This window comes from Aphanothece microscopica RSMan92, from assembly GCF_046613545.2.
Classification (GTDB): Bacteria; Cyanobacteriota; Cyanobacteriia; order PCC-6307; family Cyanobiaceae; genus NIES-981.
In genome coordinates this window covers 1-19,668 of the sequence record NZ_JBKKKY020000010.1, presented here as the reverse complement: position 1 = coordinate 19,668, position 19,668 = coordinate 1, and the positions used below count along the sequence as shown (strand labels likewise).

At 63.3% G+C, this 19,668-nt stretch carries 21 protein-coding genes; 3 read left to right on the top strand and 18 right to left on the bottom strand.

Annotated features, from left to right (window positions below):
• The first annotated feature begins 3 nt into the window (after nucleotides 1-3).
• Nucleotides 4-2,394 carry a polysaccharide biosynthesis tyrosine autokinase gene (locus tag ACLD7X_RS04440; protein WP_411422281.1) on the top strand — a complete coding sequence of 797 codons (2,391 nt, stop codon included), beginning with the start codon at nucleotides 4-6 and terminating at the stop codon, nucleotides 2,392-2,394.
• Nucleotides 2,395-2,401: 7 nt separating this feature from the next.
• Here the strand turns inward: ACLD7X_RS04440 and ACLD7X_RS04435 are convergent, their stop codons facing one another.
• Nucleotides 2,402-3,184: a hypothetical protein gene (locus ACLD7X_RS04435; RefSeq protein WP_411422280.1), complete on the bottom strand. Its 783-nt coding sequence runs from the start codon at nucleotides 3,182-3,184 to the stop codon at nucleotides 2,402-2,404.
• Here ACLD7X_RS04435 and ACLD7X_RS04430 point away from each other — a divergent pair.
• On the top strand, nucleotides 3,174-3,392 hold the full coding sequence (locus ACLD7X_RS04430; RefSeq protein ID WP_411422279.1) for a hypothetical protein: 219 nt from the start codon (nucleotides 3,174-3,176) through the stop codon (nucleotides 3,390-3,392). The two genes, ACLD7X_RS04435 and ACLD7X_RS04430, sit on opposite strands and share 11 nt — an antisense overlap.
• A gap of 380 nt (nucleotides 3,393-3,772) precedes the next feature.
• Here the strand turns inward: ACLD7X_RS04430 and ACLD7X_RS04425 are convergent, their stop codons facing one another.
• From ACLD7X_RS04425 to ACLD7X_RS04375, 11 genes are all read right to left on the bottom strand, one after another.
• Nucleotides 3,773-4,501, bottom strand: a complete 729-nt coding sequence (locus ACLD7X_RS04425; protein ID WP_411422278.1) for a hypothetical protein — start codon at nucleotides 4,499-4,501, stop codon at nucleotides 3,773-3,775.
• Between the two features lie 130 nt (nucleotides 4,502-4,631).
• The gene (locus ACLD7X_RS04420; RefSeq protein WP_412006826.1) at nucleotides 4,632-5,972 is read right to left on the bottom strand and encodes a glycosyltransferase family 4 protein; all 1,341 of its coding nucleotides are present in this window, start codon (nucleotides 5,970-5,972) and stop codon (nucleotides 4,632-4,634) included.
• 478 nt (nucleotides 5,973-6,450) lie between these two features.
• Nucleotides 6,451-7,083 carry a class I SAM-dependent methyltransferase gene (locus tag ACLD7X_RS04415; protein WP_411422276.1) on the bottom strand — a complete coding sequence of 211 codons (633 nt, stop codon included), beginning with the start codon at nucleotides 7,081-7,083 and terminating at the stop codon, nucleotides 6,451-6,453.
• Nucleotides 7,076-7,879, bottom strand: a complete 804-nt coding sequence (locus ACLD7X_RS04410) for a glycosyltransferase family 2 protein (protein ID WP_411422275.1) — start codon at nucleotides 7,877-7,879, stop codon at nucleotides 7,076-7,078. Before ACLD7X_RS04410 ends, ACLD7X_RS04415 begins: the two co-directional genes overlap by 8 nt.
• Before the next feature lie 230 nt (nucleotides 7,880-8,109).
• A complete protein-coding gene (locus ACLD7X_RS04405; protein WP_411422274.1) occupies nucleotides 8,110-8,301 on the bottom strand; it encodes a PIN domain-containing protein in 192 nt (63 codons plus the stop codon).
• 97 nt (nucleotides 8,302-8,398) lie between these two features.
• Complete coding sequence (locus tag ACLD7X_RS04400) at nucleotides 8,399-8,737, bottom strand: PIN domain-containing protein (protein ID WP_411422273.1); 339 nt, start codon at nucleotides 8,735-8,737, stop codon at nucleotides 8,399-8,401.
• 30 nt (nucleotides 8,738-8,767) lie between these two features.
• Complete coding sequence (locus ACLD7X_RS04395) at nucleotides 8,768-8,983, bottom strand: AbrB/MazE/SpoVT family DNA-binding domain-containing protein (protein ID WP_411422272.1); 216 nt, start codon at nucleotides 8,981-8,983, stop codon at nucleotides 8,768-8,770.
• 88 nt (nucleotides 8,984-9,071) lie between these two features.
• Complete coding sequence (locus ACLD7X_RS04390) at nucleotides 9,072-9,614, bottom strand: LbetaH domain-containing protein (protein ID WP_412006825.1); 543 nt, start codon at nucleotides 9,612-9,614, stop codon at nucleotides 9,072-9,074.
• 19 nt (nucleotides 9,615-9,633) lie between these two features.
• Nucleotides 9,634-11,037, bottom strand: a complete 1,404-nt coding sequence (locus tag ACLD7X_RS04385; RefSeq protein WP_411422270.1) for a hypothetical protein — start codon at nucleotides 11,035-11,037, stop codon at nucleotides 9,634-9,636.
• Between the two features lie 30 nt (nucleotides 11,038-11,067).
• Entirely contained in the window at nucleotides 11,068-12,207 is a 1,140-nt protein-coding gene (locus ACLD7X_RS04380; protein WP_411422269.1) for a glycosyltransferase, read from the bottom strand.
• 123 nt (nucleotides 12,208-12,330) lie between these two features.
• Nucleotides 12,331-13,386 carry an exostosin domain-containing protein gene (locus tag ACLD7X_RS04375; protein WP_425625091.1) on the bottom strand — a complete coding sequence of 352 codons (1,056 nt, stop codon included), beginning with the start codon at nucleotides 13,384-13,386 and terminating at the stop codon, nucleotides 12,331-12,333.
• Between the two features lie 64 nt (nucleotides 13,387-13,450).
• Here ACLD7X_RS04375 and ACLD7X_RS04370 point away from each other — a divergent pair, with 64 nt between their 5' ends.
• Nucleotides 13,451-13,666 carry a hypothetical protein gene (locus ACLD7X_RS04370; RefSeq protein WP_411422267.1) on the top strand — a complete coding sequence of 72 codons (216 nt, stop codon included), beginning with the start codon at nucleotides 13,451-13,453 and terminating at the stop codon, nucleotides 13,664-13,666.
• 32 nt (nucleotides 13,667-13,698) lie between these two features.
• Here the strand turns inward: ACLD7X_RS04370 and ACLD7X_RS04365 are convergent, their stop codons facing one another.
• From ACLD7X_RS04365 to ACLD7X_RS04340, 6 genes are all read right to left on the bottom strand, one after another.
• Nucleotides 13,699-14,736 (bottom strand): glycosyltransferase family 4 protein, encoded by a 1,038-nt coding sequence (locus tag ACLD7X_RS04365; RefSeq protein ID WP_411422266.1) that lies wholly within the window; start codon nucleotides 14,734-14,736, stop codon nucleotides 13,699-13,701.
• 124 nt (nucleotides 14,737-14,860) lie between these two features.
• Nucleotides 14,861-15,622, bottom strand: coding sequence for a class I SAM-dependent methyltransferase (locus ACLD7X_RS04360; protein ID WP_411422265.1), 762 nt, complete (start codon nucleotides 15,620-15,622; stop codon nucleotides 14,861-14,863).
• A 373-nt stretch (nucleotides 15,623-15,995) separates the two neighbouring features.
• Nucleotides 15,996-16,913, bottom strand: a complete 918-nt coding sequence (locus ACLD7X_RS04355) for a hypothetical protein (RefSeq protein WP_412006823.1) — start codon at nucleotides 16,911-16,913, stop codon at nucleotides 15,996-15,998.
• Nucleotides 16,897-17,823: a glycosyltransferase family 2 protein gene (locus ACLD7X_RS04350; protein ID WP_411422263.1), complete on the bottom strand. Its 927-nt coding sequence runs from the start codon at nucleotides 17,821-17,823 to the stop codon at nucleotides 16,897-16,899. Before ACLD7X_RS04350 ends, ACLD7X_RS04355 begins: the two co-directional genes overlap by 17 nt.
• Before the next feature lies 1 nt (nucleotide 17,824).
• Entirely contained in the window at nucleotides 17,825-18,781 is a 957-nt protein-coding gene (locus ACLD7X_RS04345; RefSeq protein ID WP_411422262.1) for an exostosin domain-containing protein, read from the bottom strand.
• Between the two features lie 13 nt (nucleotides 18,782-18,794).
• Nucleotides 18,795-19,568 carry a class I SAM-dependent methyltransferase gene (locus ACLD7X_RS04340; RefSeq protein ID WP_411422261.1) on the bottom strand — a complete coding sequence of 258 codons (774 nt, stop codon included), beginning with the start codon at nucleotides 19,566-19,568 and terminating at the stop codon, nucleotides 18,795-18,797.
• Between the last annotated feature and the right edge of the window lie 100 nt (nucleotides 19,569-19,668).

The following is a 19,668-nucleotide window of genomic DNA, read 5'->3' as shown; positions in this document are numbered from 1 at the left end:
CTGATGGCCACCAGCAGCGGACCAGCGCCGACACCGGCAGCCAAGGGGGCTGCCCTCTATTACGTGCCTACCCCCCCCAGCCTCGATGAGGGGGATGGCGAAGGCGGCTTCAAGCTGCAGACCCTGCTGAAGGTGCTGCGCCGGCGGCGGCGCACCTTTGTGCTGGTGGTGGTGGCGGTGACGGCGATCGCCGGGGCACGGGCGCTGGCCAACCGGGTGCTCTCGCCGGTGTATGCGGGGGGCTTCACGCTGCTGATCTCCGATCCGGTGAACGAGGCCAGCACGGCAGGGGGCGGCAGCGGTGAAGGCGGGGCGATCTCCTCGGTGGCGCGCAACGAGAGCCGCATCGACGTGCCCACCCTGATCCAGGTGCTGCAGAGCCCGGTGGTGCTCGAACCGGTCTACACCCAGCTGGCGAAGCAGTTCCCGGACAGGAGTCCCCCCTCGATCAATGTGTCGCTGGTGACCTCCGGCGCCGGTGGTCAGAGCTTCGTCTCCGGTGGCGTGCTGGCGGTGTCCTCCCGGGGCGGCGATGTGGCGATGGTGCGCAAGGCCCTGGAACTCAGCGAGGCCAGCTTTCTGGAATGGTCGCTGGATCAGCGGCGCCAGAAACTCACCGAGGGGGTGAAATTCCTCGACGAGCAGGCTCCGCTGCTCCAGGCCAGGAGCAACAAGCTGCAGGAGGAGCTCCAGAAATTCCGCACCCGCCACAACGTGCTGGCACCCGAGGAGGAAGCCCAGGCGGTGCGGGGCCGGGTGGAGGAGCTGCGCGGCACCCTGCTGACCCAGCAGGCCGAACTGCAGCGGCTGCAGCAGGTGCGCAGCGCCGTGGCCGGCGGCACACTCACGGCCCGCAGCTTCAGCAGCAGCGCCGGGGGTGAGAGCGGTGCCGGGGGCGGCACTGGCCTGAGCCTGGATGTGCCGAACCAATCGGAACTCTCCGTGCTCACCAAGCTGGAGGAGCAGATCGCCGCGGCGCGGGCGGTCTACCAGCCCGGAGCCCCGATGCTGGCGGATCTGGTGGCCCTGCGGGATCGTCTGCGGCCGGAGCTGCTGCGCAAGGAACTGCAGGCCGTGGATGCGGCTCTGGCACAACAGAGCAAGGCGATCGCCTCCACCAGAACCCAGATCGTAGAGCTGGAGGGACGCTTCAAGAGCCAGCCGCCGCTGCTGCGGGAGTTCCAGGAACTCAAGGGAAAACTGGACATCGCCGAATCGAACCTGGCGGGCTACCAGCGCACACGGGAACAGTTCCAGCTGGAGATCGCCCAGAACAACGTGCCCTGGAAAGTGATTGCGCCGGTGGGGGTGAATCCGACACCGGTGGAGCCCGATCTGAACCGCGGGCTGATGCAGGGTCTGCTGCTGGGGCTGCTGGCCGGCACCGGGGCGGCCCTGCTGCACGACCGGCTCGACCATGTGTTCCACAGCCCGGGGGAGGTGCGCGAAGACCTCCGCAAACCGCTGCTGGGCCACATCCCCCACATCAGCTTCTTCAAGGGGGTGCGCCGCTCGAAGCGCTTCCTGCTCAAGGAGCTCGACACCGAAGCCGCCGGCCTGGCCGGTTACGAACGCTTCTCCTACCAGGAGGCCTTCCGCAACCTCTACACGAGCCTGCGCTTCCTGAACAGCGACCGGCAGGTGCGCTCGGTGGCGGTGAGCAGCTCGATCCCGGGCGAGGGGAAGAGTCTGGCGATCGTGCTGCTGGCCAAGACCCTCTGCGAACTGGGCCAGCGGGTGCTGCTGGTGGATGCGGATCTGCGCAAGCCGCAGATGCACCTGCGGCTCGGGCTGGACAACATCGAAGGGCTCACCACCCTGCTCACCGACGACCAGAGGCACTGGCGCGAGGTGGTGCAGACCCTGCCCGACTACCCCAGCTGGGATGTGCTCACCGCCGGCCGTCGGCCACCCGATCCACCGCGGCTGCTCAGTTCGGCGCGGATGGCCGAGCTGGTGAAGGAGATCGCGGCCACGGGGAACTACGACCTGATCCTCTACGACACCCCGCCGACCCTGGGTCTGGCGGATGCGGCGCTGGTGGCCGAGCAGCTCGACGGGATCCTGCTGCTGGTGAGCCTCAACCGGGTGGATCGCTCCCTGCCGGCCCAGGCGCTGGAGCGGATCGAGGCAGCCGGGGCACCGCTGCTGGGCGTGGTGACCAATGCGCGCGTGGCCCGGGATGAGCTGCAGCGGCCCTACACCGGCGGGTATGGCTATGGCTACGGCGGCTACGGCGGCGACGATCCCTACGATCCCGCTGTGGCCTACAGCTATTACCAGAGCGAGGCGGCCGAGGGCGTGGAGCAGCGATCAGCGCTTCAACGGCTGCTGCCGAACCAACGCAACCGCCGGATGTGGGCCCAGGGCCTGCGCCGCTGGCTGAACGGCTGAAAGGGGCTCAGGGGGAGGGATCAATGGCCTCCTCCTGCTGCTCGAGAGCCAGGGCCTGGCGGCGCTCGACCGCCCGCTCAAGGGTGAGGGCCAGGGAGGGTGGCCAGATGAAACTGGCCAGCAGATGGAAGCCGGCGTAGCAGAGGGCGACCAGCACCAGCCGCACGCTCTGGCGGGTGAGGTTGCCGCTGGCATCGGCGCGGCGCCGCTGGCCTGTCTGGCGCAGGTTCCCCTCGGCGCGCTCCAGCAGCTGCCGGGCGAGGGCCTGCTGCTGGGGGAAGGTGCGGGCTTCGCCCACGGTGATGCCGGCCTGCTGCATGGCCTGGATGAGGCGGGGATCCTGGGCCAGCAGCGTTTGCAGGGTCTGGGCATCCCCGGCCTGATCCACACCCCGGCGCAACCGCTCCAGGCTCTGCAGCGAGGTCTGCAGCTGGCCGGAGAGCAACTGCACGCCGTTGGCTTCGATGCGATCGGCCAGGCCCAGAACGGCGAGGGCCAGCAGCAGATAGGCGAGGGCGGCCAGGCGCAGCAGCGGCCGCAACCCGCGGGCCAGCATCACTTCCCAGATGGCCGGCTGAGCGTCCTCGGCAAAGCCGAAGAAGAGCGCCAGCACGCCGATCAGGGGGAGTGGGGAGCGCTCCAGCACCTCGTTGAGCAGCAACATGGCCCGGTCGGGATCGCCGAGCGGCAGGGGCAGGGCCGAGCCGAGCAGACTGAGCAGAAACACCAGCAGCAGCACGTAGGCAGCCAGCCGGGCAAGACTGCGGGTGCGACGGCCGGTGAACTCCATCGCCTCAGGCTATCGACGCAGCGGAATGAAAAACAGGGGAAGACCGAAGGGTGCTGGCACAGCCCTCACATTGCCATTGAAATATGGCAGGGTCAGCGTCTTCCCCTTGGGACAGGAGACGCTCGTCAGTGGCGGCTCCGTGCTGTCACAGCCTCCCGACAACAAGGTTCATTTGGGCGAGGTGAGCGAAAAGGTGGTGATGTCCTGATAGCACTAGGATCCGCCTTTGAAATAGATCCAAGCCCCCATCGTAAGTCTCTCAATCGGTCAGACCTGTCGTCTGACCGGAAATAGGTCAGACAATCCTGGGCGGAGGCCGCATAGCCGCACTCGAGGGCGAAGCTGCCGGTCAATCTGCCGCCAGGAGTGGTCGTGCCATTTCTTCCGCCGCAAGAAAAGCTGACCCCCGATCCAAAGGTGTAGCCAAGATTATCGACGGCTTGGACAGTAGAGGCATCCAAGAGCCATCCAAGAGTCGTTCGCGCAGCCGGCCATCGGCTCGAAAGAAGCTTTGTCATGAGCCGGAAAGCATCCCATCAAAAGCACCCCGACCCAGGTACCCTGACGAACCAGCCGCTGGGTACGGGATCAGGATACTGGGGTGCGCACTGTGTAGCGGCGCCGTAGACGCGAGATCAGAGCGGCAGGAGCCAGGAGCAGCAAAGAGAAGGGAGCTGGAACGATCTTGATACTCACCAAGTTCACACTGGCCCCAGGAGAAAACCAAAAGATTTGCCCCGTCTGACCAGTAGATGGATTGTCCTGGCCGGGGCAACCAATGTTATTATCAGTGCTCTTGCAGTAAAAACTCCCAGTTGTTATCAAACCGATCGATGAGTAAGGAGCCGACTGACCCTCTCCAGGGGGAAGCGCGTTGGCCAAGGCGATCCTCAGCGCCTGTCCTTTTCCGCCGGTATCAAGCTCTTTTGTTCGGAATTCAAGAAAATAGGAATTCGCCGCTGTATCGAAGTAGTAACCGGCCGTGAAAGTAGTAGCGGGCTGATTGATTTGCACATTGGTCAATTCAACCTGGGTTGGATCGGCCGCAGTTCCCGGGCTGGTCACACACTCCAGTGCCGACAGGGGACCGCAGTTCAACGAGAAGGATCCAGAAAGCGAACTCGTCTCAGGGTTATTTTGACTATCCTTGTAATAGCTAAAAGTAATATCTTGACTGAAGCTATACGACAACACCAGATCGGCCCCCTTGGCCTGGCCCTCCCATCCGAGCGCCAGTCCTGTGGTAAGGAGGGCACCGCCCAGAATGGACGCCAGGCGAAACCTGGCTGGCCGCGGTGGCAGAAGGGGATCAGCCACCCGCGAGCCGGCAGGAGTTCACAGCGCCCAGCAGCCCGATAGCCTGGAGGCTCGATCGTTGAATCCTGGTCAGTTGTACCCAAAAGGGGTACGTGACGATGTCCATGGACAAGACAGCTGAGTCTTCATCCTAGTGAGTCACCGCGGAAAATTCGTCCACCACTGCAGCTGAACTCACAAACCCTTCGCAGCGGAGCACCTCGCGCTTGCGGGCCGGCAGATGGCGCAGGATCAGGCTCAGGTAGGCCGCGCTCACCTTCTCCAAGCTGGCCGTGGCCAGCAGCAGCTCCCGGGCCGCTCGGCCGTACGCCGCCACCTGGGGCGGGTCGGCGTGAAGGGCGCGGATCCAGGCCGCCAGACCCACCGCATCGCCATTGGCGAACCAGCGGCCACAGCCCCCGTTCTCCACCAGCGGGCGGAGGTAGGAGGTGGCTGGTGTGATAGCGGCGATCGGCGTGCCCGCTGCCAGATGGCCATAGAGCTTGCTGGGAGCCACCAGACCCTCCCCCTGGATGCCCACGCTCACCACGGCCAGATCGGCGGCCGCCAGGGCGAGCGGCAGCACGGCCGGGTCCTGCCAGGGCAGAAAGCGGCAGTTGGCGAGATTGAGATCGGCAACGAGATGGCGCAGCCGTGTGTTCTGCGGTCCATCCCCCTGAATCAGAAACACGATGTCACGCTCGGCCTGGAGGATGGCCGCTGCGGCCACCAGGGTGACCAGGTCGTGGCAGCGGCCCTGGTTGCCGGAATAGAGCACGGTGAAGGCCTGCTCGAGGCCGTGTTCGCGCACGAACGGGTTGGCCAGCTTGGCCAGCGGCCGGATGGTTTCGGGGTCAGCCCAGCTGGGAATCACCTGCAGCTTGTGCCGCACCGCCGGTGCCAGAGCCGCGATCCGATCCGCCATCGGCTGGCTGAGCACCACCACCTCCTGGGCCGCGGCGAGGGCGAGCCGGTTGCCGTGGCGCCAGAGCCGGCAGAGCCAGTGATCGGCCGGCAGCACCTTCAGCTCCACCAGCACCTCGGGGTAGAGGTCGTAGATGATCAGCAGGTAGGGGGTGGCGGTGAGACGGTGCACCAGCCAGCCCACGATGGGCAGGTACGGCGGCTCGGTGGTGTAGCAAAGGAGATCACCGCGCCAGGAATAGCGCATCAACCGTGCCGCGATGCGCAGACAGAAAAACAAGCCGTTCACGGCGCGGCCGCGGATCCGCCGGGGCCAGAAGCGGGTGACGCGGGTGCGGCGGATGCAGCGGTTGGGCTCGAACTCCAGACTCGCCGCTTCCCTCGCTCCACCGGCATAGTTCGGCATGCCGGTAAGGATCTGGCTCTGAAGGCCGCTGCTTGCCAGGCGCCGGGTGAGGTCGTCGAGCAGCTGGCCGGTGGCGGCGTAATCAGGCGGAAAGAACTGATTCACCAGCGTGAGCCTGGCCTTGCGGCTGCGCTGCTGACGCCAGTGGAACCGCTGCCTCAAGCGGAGGCACACACCCTTAGCCAGGCGAAGACCGGGAAAGCTTGTGAGGGTCACGCGAAATCGAGGCGACCGCTGGCCAACACTCTGGGTTCGTCCCGTGAAACTATGAGGAAGATAAACGTGAACGCCACCGCGTCAACGGTGGTCAAGATGACGGCACCCACACCATGAGGCGGTCTGCCAAGAGGATGGCTTCCGGACTCTGGTCACGCTGCTGCCGATGATCGGCAAGCTCCCAGCCACCCTTGAAACAGCTGAGTTATCAGGGGGTGATTGGCATCAACGGGTCGCGTTGCATGAACTGCCAGCTCCTCAGAGCCACTATCACCATATCCCTTGAGGCAGCGGAGATGTGCCTGGATGATCTGCAGATTACTGGTGTCGTATTGAATGACCAGATGGATCATGTCGGGTTTATGTCCTCGATCGCCTAGGTAGGGGTGCTGCTGTCTGGGAGTGAACAGGGCAGCATCTCTTTTCAGGGCCGGCGCCCAGCCATCAACATGGACTTCCAGAACCATGGGCAGCGGCCGGCACCCATGAACTTCAGATCCACGAATCCGGCCTCCGACAACAGCTCGGTGAGGGTGGGGCGTGAGAAGAACTTGATGTGGCCACCGTCCCAGAGGGCCGTGAAGTGACCGTCGAGCTTCCCGCTCAGCGCCAGGGCCAGATTCTTCCAATAGCCGTGGTAGGGCGTGGAGCAGATGAATCGGCCACCGGTCCTGAGGCTTCCGAAGGCCGCTGTGGCCCACTGACGGGGGGCGTAACAGTGCTCCACCACCTCGGTACTGATCACCACATCGAAGGGCGGCAGCTCCAGTGCCTGGAGTGCATCAGGCGCAGCAGGAGCCTGATGAAAGGCCACCGCAGGAAAAGATCGACGCGCCACAGCAATGCCGCTGACACTGGGATCCACACCCACCACCTGGTAGCCAAGGCGGCTGAGGTGGGCACTAAGAGCGCCGTTGCCGCAGCCCAGATCGAGGATCCGACAACCAGGAGCTGTGCCCTCCTGCAACAGGCTCAACAGCGGCCTGATCAGATAGGCGAGGGTGTGGGGAATCTCCTCTGACCAGCGGTAATCGAAGTGGGAGATGGGATCAGCCACGCGGAACGTCACCCACAACCTCCGACTGCCGCGCCTCCCAGAGCATCAGGCTGAGCATCAGCTCCACCAGCATCCGCTGGAAGGCGTAATACCAGCCGCGCCAGCCATCGAGCAGGCCGCGGTGCCACACCAGGCAGAGCAGCAGCACCGCGAAGGGAGCGATCCCATGGCGCAGGCGCAGCCGGTCGGCGCGAGAGAGCTGGTGGCGGGGGGTGGTGCGCAGCTTGTGCACCTCCTGGGGCAGGTAGCGCCGTTGGGCTTCCAGCCAGCGATCCAGCGATTTGCGGTCGTCGTGGAGGATGGGCTCAGCCAGCTCCACAACGCGGCCGTGGGGCAGGAAGCGGTGGGCGTGGCCATCGTTCACGTAGTGGCCCGCACCGGGACGCATCAGATTGATGCGAGGAGGCAGCAGCGCGCCACGCAGGGGGCGGCCATGCACCAGGTAGCGAAACGGCGTGCGCACAGCCGCCACATCCGTCTCCAGGGTGGCGATCAGCGCAGACAGAGCCGCGCCAAAGGCCGGGGTGATGCCGTGATCAGCATCCAGGCTCAGACACCAGGGGGTGCGGATCAACCCGAGGCCAACGTTGGCCTGCGCCGCGAAGTTGTCGAACTGCCGCATCACCACCTCCACCAGGGGGAAGCCATGGAGGATCTCCAGGGTGTGGTCGGTGCTGCCGCTGTCGATCACCACGATGCGCCGTGCCCAGCGCAGACCCTCGAGGGTGCGGCCGATATTGTCCTCCTCGTTGTACGTGAGGATCAGCGGGGTGACCTGATCGAGTGAATCAGCCACGGTATCGGGCAGCGAAGATGGCGGAGCGGGCTGGAAGCATGGCGTCTAAAGATAGTGAGATGACCCTCTGATCCTCGACATGTGCAGCATCAGGCAGGCTCGACTGAGCCGATCGCAGCCCAGCCCAGGTCTGGGTTCAACCTGGCGGCATTCCTCCTTCACGATCCATTCCAGATGCGGCGCATGACCAGACCCCCTTGGATGAATCACGGGACGTTGAATGGAAGCTTTCAGCCTTGTTTCGCAATCGCCTCAACGTCGTTGAGGCCCTTGAAATCGGTGTCCACGGTGTAGAACCGGGCCTGATGGATGCGGGCCGCGGCGAAGAGGATGATGCCTGTCATCGGCAGACGCAGGGAGTGGCTGAGCTGGACAGCGGCGATGGCCACCACAGCCTGGGTGGTGATCGCAGGCACGATCAACGCGGATTCGGCATCCAGAACATCAAGACAGCGGCTGGCCGGACACGCACAGGCGATCAGCCTCCCGATTCACAGGGTGGCCTCAGGCTGAGCAACTTCAGAGCCGAGCCACTCCTGAGAAAGCTCGGCGATGGCACGGAACTCCGGATCTTTGTGCAGCAGGGTGGCAGGCCTTGAGACTGGCGGCCCGCTCCAGCAGCGGCTCGCTAGCTTCGATCCAGTCGAGCGGCGGAGCCTTGAGTTGCTCGTAGGACAGACGACCAGCCCGCTCGCCTTCGTCTTTCCACACCCGGTAGAGCACCTCCATGCGGCTGAGGAAGCAGGCGCAACATCGGTGAGAGTCCCCGAGAGCCTGCTCCACCCGGTCGGCACCGGGCTCATCGTCGCGTAGGGTGAGCAAGGCGGAGGTGTCGAGCAGCAGCAGCAGGCCAGCCATCAGGCTTCGCCGACACGCTCGTCATGGCGTTCAGCCTTGCCGCTCGGCCACCAGGCGGTCTGCGGAACCACCGCAGCGGCCCTGACCGCGGAAGGCCTTCACGGGCGACGGATCCACCGGCACCACACGAATCGAGCCATCGGCCTCCACGATCCATTCGAGCCGCTGCGAGGGGCCAAGCGAGAAGCGCTCACGGATCGGAGCAGGAATGACCGTCTGGCCGCGGGCGGTGATGGTGCTGCGCATGACGGAGGCGAGGGGCGGAAAACCCAGAGGTGAATTACCAAGTCCTAAGTCAGATAATTCCGAGCGCTGGGCACAGCCTGCTTGCCCCCTACCGCTGCCCCATCACCACGGCCGGGTTGCCCCGCAGGAGGGCGCCGGGCGGCACCACACCGCTCACCACCGCCGCCAGGGCGATCACGGCGCCGGGGCCCACCACGGTGCCGGGGGCCAGCACCGCCCGGGCGGCGATCCACACGTCATCGCCCACGGAGATCGGCGCCAGCCGCTGCTCGAAGCCGGCCGAGCGGAAGTCGTGGTTGCCGGTGCAGAGGTAGGCCCCCTGCGACACGCACACCCGGTTGCCGAGCGTCACCAGGGCGAGGTTGTCGAACCAGGCGTGCTCCCCCAGCCAGCAGTGGTCGCCCACCACCAGCCGCCAGGGCAGCTGCACGCGCACGCCGGGCTTGAGGCGGCAGCCTGCGCCGATGCGGGCCCCGAAGGCGCGCAGCAGCAGCACGCGCCAGGGGGACCCTGGCAGCCAGCGGGCCGCCAGCAGCGGCGAGCCCAGGCAGAACCAGACGGTCTGCACCAACCAGGGCCGGCCCGGATGCCAGTGTGGCGGGGTTTGGTAGGCATCGAGGCGCTGGATCACGCGGCGCTGCGGGAGTGATTCAGGATGCGGCAGCGATCGCCGCCTGGGGAGGGCCATCCATGACTGGTTCGGCGGCTCTCAACCGCCAGGCCAGGCGCGTGAGCGACAACTGCATGCCCATCATCAGGCCGATGAAGCAGGCGATGAACGGGTCGGCCAGGATCTGGCCGGAGATGGCCAGGCTGGCGATGTTGGCCAGCACGAAGGCGAGCAGGGCGATGGAATAGCGGCCAAAGGGAGCGTGTGCCGCAAACTGCCAGCGGGCACTGCGCAGGCCTGCCATGAGCAGGTTGCCAATGAATACCAGCATCATCAACAGGCCAGGCACACCGAGCTCCACCATCAGTCGACTCATCCCACTCTCCTGCCAGACCCTGGGCCTGGGGAACGGAATGTTCTGGGCGCCAGGAGTGGCGAACCCCAGGCCCGAACCCCAGAATCCCGTCTGCTGAAACGTGCCGATCACAGCCTCCCAGCCATGCCGCTGGGCCTGGACAGCTACATCATTGGGGTTATCGGTGTAATACCGAACGAATTCAGATTCCGCGCCCAGCCAGTTGCCTACTGAAAACGCAATGAGCAGGGGCAATGCCAGCAACACCAGGCTCTGCAGATCGAGGCCACGCTTGCGACTTTGCAAGATCAGCAGAACCACCATCAACAGAAAAAAGGGCAGCATGTACACCATCTTGCGGCGACCCGATACCGCCAGGGCGGCGATCGCAATTCCTGTGACCGCCAGCCAGCGCCAGCGCCCGGGATCGCGCCCGGCAAAAACAAGCACCAGAGAGAGCATCGCCGCGGCCGCCGCATGCCAGCCCATCACATCGGGGCTGCGGTAGAAGCCCGCCAGGAGCTGCACGGTGTAGCCGGAGCCATAGCGGATCCAGTCAAAATCCAGTGCTTTCGTGCCAACAATGTCGGCAAGGGCATCGACCTTGAAATACTCCAGGAAGGTGCCAGTCAAGGCCACAGCGGTGATCAGGCAGTAGATCGCCAGCAGGCGCCTGAGCTCACGTTCGGAGCGAAGGTAATAGAAACCGATCAGGATCGAGCTGAGAATGATGCCGTAGGAGAGCACGCCAAAGGCCGTGAAGGCCCACGAACCCGGGCCATAGGTGAGCGAAAGGAGCGCCGCGGGAAGGCAGGCCACCACAAACCAGCCCAGGCTTCGGGCCACAGCCGGGAAGGAGGATTGGAAGCCCAACCACACATGCCGGCGGGCACTGATCAGGCCGAAGCCCGTGGCCAGAAACACCGGGATCACAATCAGCAGGAGGCTGCCTGGGGCCCCCGGCACCAGCTTGCGCAGGGGATCCTGCACGGCAGCGATCACCAGCATCCAGATCAAGCCCGAGCGCCAGTTGCCCAAGGCCGAAAGCGTGGCGACAGCACCGAGGGTGAGCAGAACGAACAGTGCCATGGCCGCTGGAGCAAGCGCCGTTGGCTGACGTTAGCCAGGGTCAACCGAGCCGCTCTGATTCCATTGCTCCAGGCAGTGAACCAGTGGTCGGGAGACGGTGCTCCAGCGAAACCGCTCGGCATTGGCCACGGCACTGGCCGACGCCTGCGCCCAGGCGTTGGCATCACAGAGCAGGCTCTGCAGGGCGGCAGCAGCCGCGGCGGGATCCTCCGGTGGCACCACAAGCCCACCGGGGCCCGCAATCTCCGGTGGGGCCCCGAGATCGGCCACCACGCTGGGGGTGCCGAATGCCTGCGCCTCCACGGCGGGCAGGCCAAACGACTCACAGCGGCTGAGCAGGACGAACACCCGGGCCCGGCGGAAGAAACCGTGCAACTCCACCTCAGAGACCCGGCCCTGGATCAGCACTGCATCGGCGAGGCCGAGCGCGGCGATCTGCCGCTCGATCCGGCGCCGGTAGGACGCATCGGCCCAGGGCCCCACGAGGCGCAGTCGCACTGCCACACCCCGGCCCCGCAGCAGCGCGATGGCCTCCACCACCAGTTCGATCGCCTTATGGGGGGCCATCACCGACACGGTGAGCACCTCCAGCAGCCGCGCGTCGAAGCGAGCAATCGGCTGTGCAGCGAGGAAGATGGCTTCATCGATGCCGTTGGCCAGGATCGGTTCCGGGCGGGGTGGGGTGCCGGCATTGCGGGCATAGAGCCGGACCAGGAAGGCCGAATTGCAGAAGAGCAGCCGGGCCCGGCGCTGGGCCCGGCGGTAGGCGTGACGCTGCAGGGCCGCCTTGAGTCTGGCCGCGGGCCCGCGATGCAGAGACGCCACGAGGCACCAAGGGTTCTGCGCCAGCACGATCTGCGGCAGGGCCGTGGCGGGGGTGAGCCCGCCGGTGGGGCTGAGCACCGCGTCGATGTGGTGGCGGCGCAGCAGCAGCGGCAGCAGCGTGTGCTGCCACAGCAGGCGGCCGGTCCAGTGGCGGGTCAGGCCCGGGCATTGCAGCCAGCGCACGGGAGCGCCGAGATCCCGGATGAGATCGCGGTTGCCCCAATGATGCAACACAACAAAGCGATGCTGCTCATGGTGAGCGGCGATCAGCTCGGCGAGATGGCCCAGCAGCACACGGCGTCCCGATAGGTTGGTCACCGCCAGGGCGTCAACGCAAATCTGCATGTCAGTGCGTATATCTCAAGGAGGCCTGCATCTGGACACAGCATGTCGTACAGACAAGCATGCATCAATGACCTATACAACCATTGTGGAGCGCACTTGGGCGCCACCAACGGCATCCATCGCTCAGCGCATGGATTGATAGTGCTCAAGCAGACGTGGATAAAAGGCCGCATGGGAGAGATGCGTAAGCCACAGTTCCCGGTTGCTCGCCTGAATCTGTTCCAGCTGCTTGGCGGTTCGAGAATAGTGCCACTCAGCAATAATCTCAGCGGCCGCTGAAATCTCCGCAGGCTCAATGAAAATGCATCGTTCTCTATAATTAATCTTGCCATCAAACGGCAGAACGATGTCAGAATCAACAAGTATCGGGATCCGCCCTAGGCACAATGTCTCATAAAAACGAACCGAGTAGTTCTCGGTCCCCCGAGTGCATATGGTGTAGAGATTATTATTAATGCAATCAAGATACTCAATTATATATGGGCTATCATCGGTCATCCTATAGTAGGCATTGCTAACCAGGCCTCCGCGATCGCGAAGGATGAATGAAGTGTTAAAAGACTTTTCCCTTGCCAGATTTCTGATCAGCCTTGCCCTGTAAGCGTGCTTGCTATTATTCCGAATTCTTCTTAAGAGTCTATCCGAGTTGATACCGAGAAATGAGAGATAGGTAGCACCAAGCCGCGCCATGTCAGTGAGCTTGGTAAAATTAAAAGGGGTTTTCAGCGGCGCGGCAATTCCGCAAAACCCTATGGAAGGCGTATCCATCTCTCCAACTGGAGACCATGAGCCCTGGACAAGATCAGGAATAAAGAATGGCGAAGCCATAGCATTCTTCGGCTCACACCCCTTGATCAGGCAAGGATTCAGATAAGTATAGACGTCAAAGGGTATAATCACTTCGGATGGCGACAAGATATCAGCGGTGGAACCATGGAGCAAAACCGGTGGCCAAAGCCCGCTACACACACTGGCCTGGGAAATACCAGAAGAGAAGACATGTTGGCAATCATCGTTTCTCCAGTGATAAGGATAGAGCAAAAAATCTGACTCATAAAGATCCGTGGATACCGAGCAAGACTGCGTAAAGTCCATGCCCAGATCAAAGGCAAGTCGTTGACTAGCGCTAGATCCCACTGCAGGGTTTAAACCGAGCAGACTTGTTGCCAAAGGCAGCATCCTGCGACCCTTACTGGCAGCAGTCCACTCTTTTGGAATATGAATCCTGATTCGAGGAACCGCCATGCCCATCAAAGCCAAGAGAATGCTAAATCGAGCAGAATCGGCCAGAAGTATTACGGTTTACGTGATGTGCAAGAAGCATGAACAGGCAGACACCTCGAAACCGCCAGTCACCAAAGGCATTGAGGCTTCAAGAGAGCCAACGCCATCCTCAATGCTCATCCAAGGATCAAATACAAACATTGCAGATTCAGCCAAAGCGATTCAACACGGCTGATTCAAGCATGCCACGAACAATGACTGACAACCTTAGCCATAGTGCATCTTATCCACCTTCTCCCTGTAAAGCCTCCCATAAAGACTTGCATAGGCGTGACCCATACGATCCAATGAAAAACGTGCCGTGTTTGTACGGCCTTGCTCGATCAAATGAACCCTCAGACTTCGATTGCATAGCAGTCTCTTCGCAGCGTGGATCAATCCTTCATGATCTTCCGGTGAGCACGTCAGTGCGGCGGATCCCACCACCTCAGGCAGCGACCCGGCGTTGGAGCAGACCACCGGACATCCCAGCGCCATCGCTTCGAGCGGCGGCCAGCCGAAGCCCTCATAGAGGCTGGGAAACAGCAGCAGGCTGGCCTGGCGGTAGAGCAGCACCAGCTCGGCGTCGCTGGGCGCAGAGTGCCAGTGCACCCGTTCAGTGAGGCCGAGGCGATCGATCTGTCGCCGCAGTGCATCGGTGGCAGCACCGCCGGCGAGCACCAGCTGCAGCTGCGGGAAGGAAGGCGCCAGCGCCGCGAACACGGCGATCACGGCCGGGCGGTTCTTGTAGAAACCGCTGTGGCCCACGTGCAGGATGTAGGGCCGGGGGAGCGGGGCCGTCGCGACGGCCGGGCTCGGCAGGAGCCGCAGGCAGAGGGGCACCACCGCATCCACCTGGCGACCGCCGAGACGCTGAAGATCAGCGGCGGTGGCCTGGCTCACGGCACACACCGCCCCGGCTCGGCGCAGGGCCCGCAGGCTGGCGGCCACGAGCTGGCGAGCCGCCCAGCCGGGAGGCTCGACCCCGGGGAAGTGCCCCTCGGCCTGGAGAGCGGGGATCAGGTCGTGCACGGTGATCAGCGTGCGCGACCAGGGCAGGCCGGCAGCCTGATAGGCATGGCTGCCATCGAGCCAGTGCACCACATCGGCCTTAACCTGGCTGGAGCGCCAGCGGGCCGCCGCGACCGCCGCCAGGCGCTCCGCTGCACCGCGGGGTTGCCGGCGCAGCAGATGCACGGTGCGCAGCTGGACATCTGGAGCCACCGCCTCAACGCTCCGACGCACCAGCTCGGCGTGAATAGACATGCTGCCACAGGCAGCTTGTGGAGCCGCCGAAAGCAAGGCAACTCGCATCATCTCTGTGCCATATAGGAATCTGGAGCCTGATCTTCGACGTCCACAATCTGCTGGATTGGGATGCGTCGCCTAGTTAGCGGCGAATGATGACGAGAAATGAGTCAGGGTGCCCGGAAAGCATGGTCGAACTTACAATCTCAGGGGAACACCCGAGATGACGAAGCCGATCGCAGAGAGACACTGCATATTCCCAAAGCATATCCTCAACTACATAAACGCCACCTTGCCTGAGCTTCGAGAATGAGTTGTTGAAAAGGGTTTCTGCCGCAGCCACAGTGTGCAAGCCATCATCGATAATGAGATCAAAATCAGCAACACCTATATCAAGCCACATCTTCTCTATCAAGTCAATCGACATCTGATCGACAAAATAGGTCTTAATGCGGTCTTCCTGAAACAAAACAGTCTGATCGATGTCGGCACCATAGATCTGTGCATTGGGGAAATAGTCTCGCCAGACTCGAAGGGAAGCCCCTGCGCGCGCGTTCGGACCCATGCTGGAAGAGATCGCTGCATTGCTAGAACCAATGCCACATTCGAACACCCTCCCAATACTGAAGCGACAGTGATCGAACATGCGCGCATAGAACTCACAGTAACGGTGCGGCGGCCACTGGTAAGAATGACCACTCGCCATGCGAGATCCCTTATCTGATCCATGCATATCGCACAGTTCCGCGACTTGGTTACGCGCTTTCATGTCGACCTGCCATGAGAGCGTACCGTTCAGACCGACCCGCACGCCGGACCTGTTCATGCGATATGCGCGGCGGGCAGACGCCAAGGCTGAGCCGAGGATTCGGCTATCAAGTTCCTTGACCCAGGATTGCAGCATCGAAACTCCCATCTTTAGCGAAACGATCCAGAACGCGCTATACGTCGTCTTTACCGAGAATCCAGCTTAGCAATTTCAATCTACACACTATCTAGGCGCACGCCAATAGACAGCCGACCACGAAAACTGATTGATCCCAAATCAAGAAAGAAGCGCCAGATAGATTTGCAATCATCTTCAAAGGTCAAAAGCTCTATAGATACAATGCCAACCGCCTCAGGAAAACCATTCCATGAATTCAAATTTGCCACACCAAGTCCGGATGACGAGGAATATGCACATTGGCCATTCCTCGACTTGCGGAGATATCTGAGTTCTTGCTGGAGGGCCCGACGCGATCTACGCGCATCATATCTTAGACAATCCCATCAAGTCATTGGTGATCAGAGTACGATTGCAAATTTGAGTCGGCTGAGGCGTGAGCGAAAGCCCAGCGAAACACTCTTGAGTTCATATGGCGATCGTATTGGTGATAGATCACGGTCTTCTGCCGTGCACGTAGAGCCAAGGAGTCTCTCACCCATCCCAACATAAAGCGGCGCTTGGGTAGCAAACCAATTGTCTTAATTCCACCGGCCTCTGCTGTACTAACTTCATACACAGGCAATCGCCCGCTGTACGCCAAATAGTTGTGGACTGGCTGATCACCAAACTCCGTGATGCGCACGATACCGACGCGCATGAACTCTTGAGACATCTCCCGGACATAGACCAGCAGGGCATCGCTGGGCCCGTACACTGTTCCGGCACAGAGTATCCTCCTTTCATGCAGTCTCTCCATCTCTTCTTGTCCGTAACATTTCACGATCCAGCTCCGATTTGTGGGCTCTGAGCCGAGAGATAGCGTCACATTCTCTTGCGCCAAGAGCAGATTTCTTCCAGCGCCAAGAGCACTCAACTCTCCAGCAACAACAACATCGCGTGTATCAGTCAGCAATACATGGCGTGAAGCCATCTGCTCAAGAGCATGGGCGTAATGCAGATGTCTCTTCGCGTAGAGCGACATGACCCACTGCTTGCGCAGCTGACGATGCTCTGGATCAGCTTCATGTCCCACAGGAGAGGGGTCGGCAAGTGGCAGGCTTGACACACCATGACGTTGGAATTCGGCGCGGTCGCGCGACCCCAAAGGTGAGGTGATCAAGACGATTTCACTCGTCGGCGAGTTTCGCCGCGCACTGGCGACGAAAGCAACTACATTCGGCCAGACCTGATTTTCGGGGTAGACCGCTAAGCCCAGAAATGCTGTCGGTAGTGTAGACAGAGTTCTGCCTCTATTGAAGATTGCCAAGCGCTACAGGGTCGCGCAGATCCACATGCCTCGGCCCCTTCAGGCGCAGCCACGCTGCCCAACCCATCCCAAGGAGCTCAGCCAGCAGAGTCGCCGGGATCCACCACGGGGCGGCCAGGTGATGGTGGGTGCGGATCGAGCGCAACGGGTAAACCAGCACAGCCTGGAACGCTTGCCACAGGCCGCCAAGGAAGGCGAAGTAGTACTTGCCCACCGAGTGGTGGGGCCGCCAGGTGGTCAGCTGTGTGCCCTTGGCACGCGTGCCGCCCCGCTCGGCCCTCAGGTGGTGCATGCTCACCTCGGGGCGGTATTCGATCGTCGCGCCCGAGGCGCGCACGCGGCGAGCGAACTCGCTCTCGAAGCGCAGGGCGGCACCGCGGAAGTTCTCGTCGAAGCCTCCGATGTGGATGGCCGATTCACGATGGACACACAGGTTGCCAGCCATCACGTCGTCGATCATCGCCGGCTCGGCGCTGTTGAACGGGAACCAGCTATGCCGCCAGCTGCTGCGCGGGATCACGGCTTCACCTGGCTGAAGCACCTGGCCGGCCACGCAGGTGGTGCGCGCATCGAGGCTGTTCAGCACCTGGGCGAGAGAGGCGACCATCGCCGGGGCGGGCACGATGTCGTCGTCCAGGAACAGCACGTACGGGGTGCGGGCCAGCAACAGGCCAAGGTTCATCGCGCGGGGGATGCTGGGCGGCGCGAAAAACACGTGGCGCAGCTCTCCGCTGGCAGACCACCGCTGCAAAGACTGGACCGTCTGCGGTTCGTGCTGCGGGGTCTGGTCGACCACGATGATGTCGGCAGCCCTCACGGGCTGCGCCATCAGAGCGCGCAGTGTGTCCACCAGCACGGCCTCGCGGCCGTAGGTAGGGATCACGATGCTGATGTCGTCAGCCCGGGTCATGTCATGCAGCAGCCCTCAGGCGGCGCCGCCAGTGACGGCCAGCCCACTGCCAGCGCAGCATCGACGGCCGCCAGCGGCCCAGGCGGTAGTGGCGGTCGTCCCATCGGCGCGATGCGGGCTGGTGCCGGGCGAGGTCGAGGCACCACTCCACGGTGCGGTGAAAGACGACATCTGTGGCGAACCACTCGGCCCAGGCCCGGCGGGCGGCCTGCTGCATTTGCGCATACTGAGTCTCGGCCTTCTCGAGCAGCGCCGGGAGGGAGCTGATCTTGTCTTCGCGCACCATCAACGAGAAAGACGGCCAATCGGGCCCCGAGCAGGGGATCCACTCGTCCGACACGATCACCGGCACGCGGCCGGCCCTCAAGGTTTCGAACAGGCGGAAGCTGGAACTGCCGTAACCCCGAGGGCAGAGCACGAAACGGCTGCGTGCCAGCAGGCGCCGAAATGCGGCCGGTGCCAGGCCCCGGTCGGGAAGGCACGCATCGATCACCACGCCTCGGGGATGACGCAGCCTGGCGATGCGTTCGCGAACGGCCGCCGTCTCGGTGCGGCCCACGAACGAGAACAGCAGCTCCTCGGCAGGTTCGGAGGGATGCAACCCTTCCGCTTCGTCGGGCGCCGGCGGCTCGAAGGCCACCCTGAGGTAGGGACCGGTGCGGCTGCGGTGGACAGGATGAGTTGTCTTTTCGGGACAGGCGAAGAGGCCCGGCACGAAGGGCAGCACGCGGTCGCCGGTTGCCATCACGAAGCATCGGGATGCGTGCTGCCTGTAGAGCGGGTGCTGCCGAATGTCGGCCATGTCGGGCACGGCAGGGTCGGTGAACAGGATCAGGTCGGCGTCTTCGGGGCGGCCGGTCAGCCAGTGCTGGCGCACACGGTCACGCTCCGCGGCGACCTGCATGCGAGGCAGGTCGGTCGCGTCCTGGCGGGTCGACAACAGGTAGACCTGGGCCATGGCTCGTCGCCCGTCAGCCCGTGGGCTTCTGGGCCAGCAGGTAGATGTCGGAGCACAGCTGCGGGCGCAGGCGCAGCGGGTGGTCGAACAGCGCCGCGCCCAGACGCACCCAGCGCCTGGACGAGAGGTGGCCCAGCCAGTTGCGGCCGATGATTTCGGAGCGCACCAGCCCCATGTCACGGCAGATGTAGTGCAGGTCGGCCACATCGGGCTCGCGGACGTGACCGCGAAACACCGGCACCTCATACCAGTCACGCATCGTGCTCCACTGGCCGCGGCCGAACAGCAGCGTCAGGCGTTTGCGCAGGTTGGCGCAGTTCGGCACGCCGAGCAGGAAGGTGCCCCCGGGCTTCAGTCTGGCCACCACCTGCGCGAACAGCGCCCTGGGGGAGTGGTGCCAGTGCTCCATGCTGTCGAACGAGGTGATGATGTCGAACGTGCCCGCGATGTCGCCGATGCCGCAGGTCACAACATCGCGGGAGTGCACCTCGATGCCCATCGAGCGGTGTAGGTCCAGGATGGTGCTGCCGGTGGCCTGGTTGACCTCGTCGTTGAAGTCGTCCACCAGCACGACGCGCCGCATGCCCAGCGCCGCGCAACCGATGGAGAAAAGCCCCACGCCGCCCCCCAGGTCCATCAGAGACAGGTTGCGCGGATCGGCACCGGCATGGCGGCGCAGGGCGAAGCCGATGTTGGACGCGATGCGTGGGATGTCGCGGAGTTGGCCTTCGATCAGGGGCGGCGGGTAGCGCCAGGCCTGGGTGCGCAGCAGAGCTTCGGTGATCATCAGGAGCCTGGCGTGTTCAGGGTGGGGCGGGTGCCGCCAGAGGCGTTCTGGCGCAGCAGCTGCTCGTAGAACGCAAGCGTCTCGCGGCCGACACGATCCC

Coding starts and splice junctions, on each gene's coding strand:
- ACLD7X_RS04345 (WP_411422262.1), bottom strand. CDS start 18,781: ATGGCCCAGGTCTACCTGTTGTCGACCCGCCAGGACGCGACCGACCTG.
- ACLD7X_RS04340 (WP_411422261.1), bottom strand. CDS start 19,568: ATGATCACCGAAGCTCTGCTGCGCACCCAGGCCTGGCGCTACCCGCCG.
- ACLD7X_RS04400 (WP_411422273.1), bottom strand. CDS start 8,737: ATGGCTGGCCTGCTGCTGCTGCTCGACACCTCCGCCTTGCTCACCCTA.
- ACLD7X_RS04370 (WP_411422267.1), top strand. CDS start 13,451: ATGCCCATCAAAGCCAAGAGAATGCTAAATCGAGCAGAATCGGCCAGA.
- ACLD7X_RS04395 (WP_411422272.1), bottom strand. CDS start 8,983: ATGCGCAGCACCATCACCGCCCGCGGCCAGACGGTCATTCCTGCTCCG.
- ACLD7X_RS04365 (WP_411422266.1), bottom strand. CDS start 14,736: ATGTCTATTCACGCCGAGCTGGTGCGTCGGAGCGTTGAGGCGGTGGCT.
- ACLD7X_RS04360 (WP_411422265.1), bottom strand. CDS start 15,622: ATGCTGCAATCCTGGGTCAAGGAACTTGATAGCCGAATCCTCGGCTCA.
- ACLD7X_RS04440 (WP_411422281.1), top strand. CDS start 4: ATGGCCACCAGCAGCGGACCAGCGCCGACACCGGCAGCCAAGGGGGCT.
- ACLD7X_RS04380 (WP_411422269.1), bottom strand. CDS start 12,207: ATGCAGATTTGCGTTGACGCCCTGGCGGTGACCAACCTATCGGGACGC.
- ACLD7X_RS04385 (WP_411422270.1), bottom strand. CDS start 11,037: ATGGCACTGTTCGTTCTGCTCACCCTCGGTGCTGTCGCCACGCTTTCG.
- ACLD7X_RS04350 (WP_411422263.1), bottom strand. CDS start 17,823: ATGACCCGGGCTGACGACATCAGCATCGTGATCCCTACCTACGGCCGC.
- ACLD7X_RS04435 (WP_411422280.1), bottom strand. CDS start 3,184: ATGGAGTTCACCGGCCGTCGCACCCGCAGTCTTGCCCGGCTGGCTGCC.
- ACLD7X_RS04375 (WP_425625091.1), bottom strand. CDS start 13,386: ATGCTGCCTTTGGCAACAAGTCTGCTCGGTTTAAACCCTGCAGTGGGA.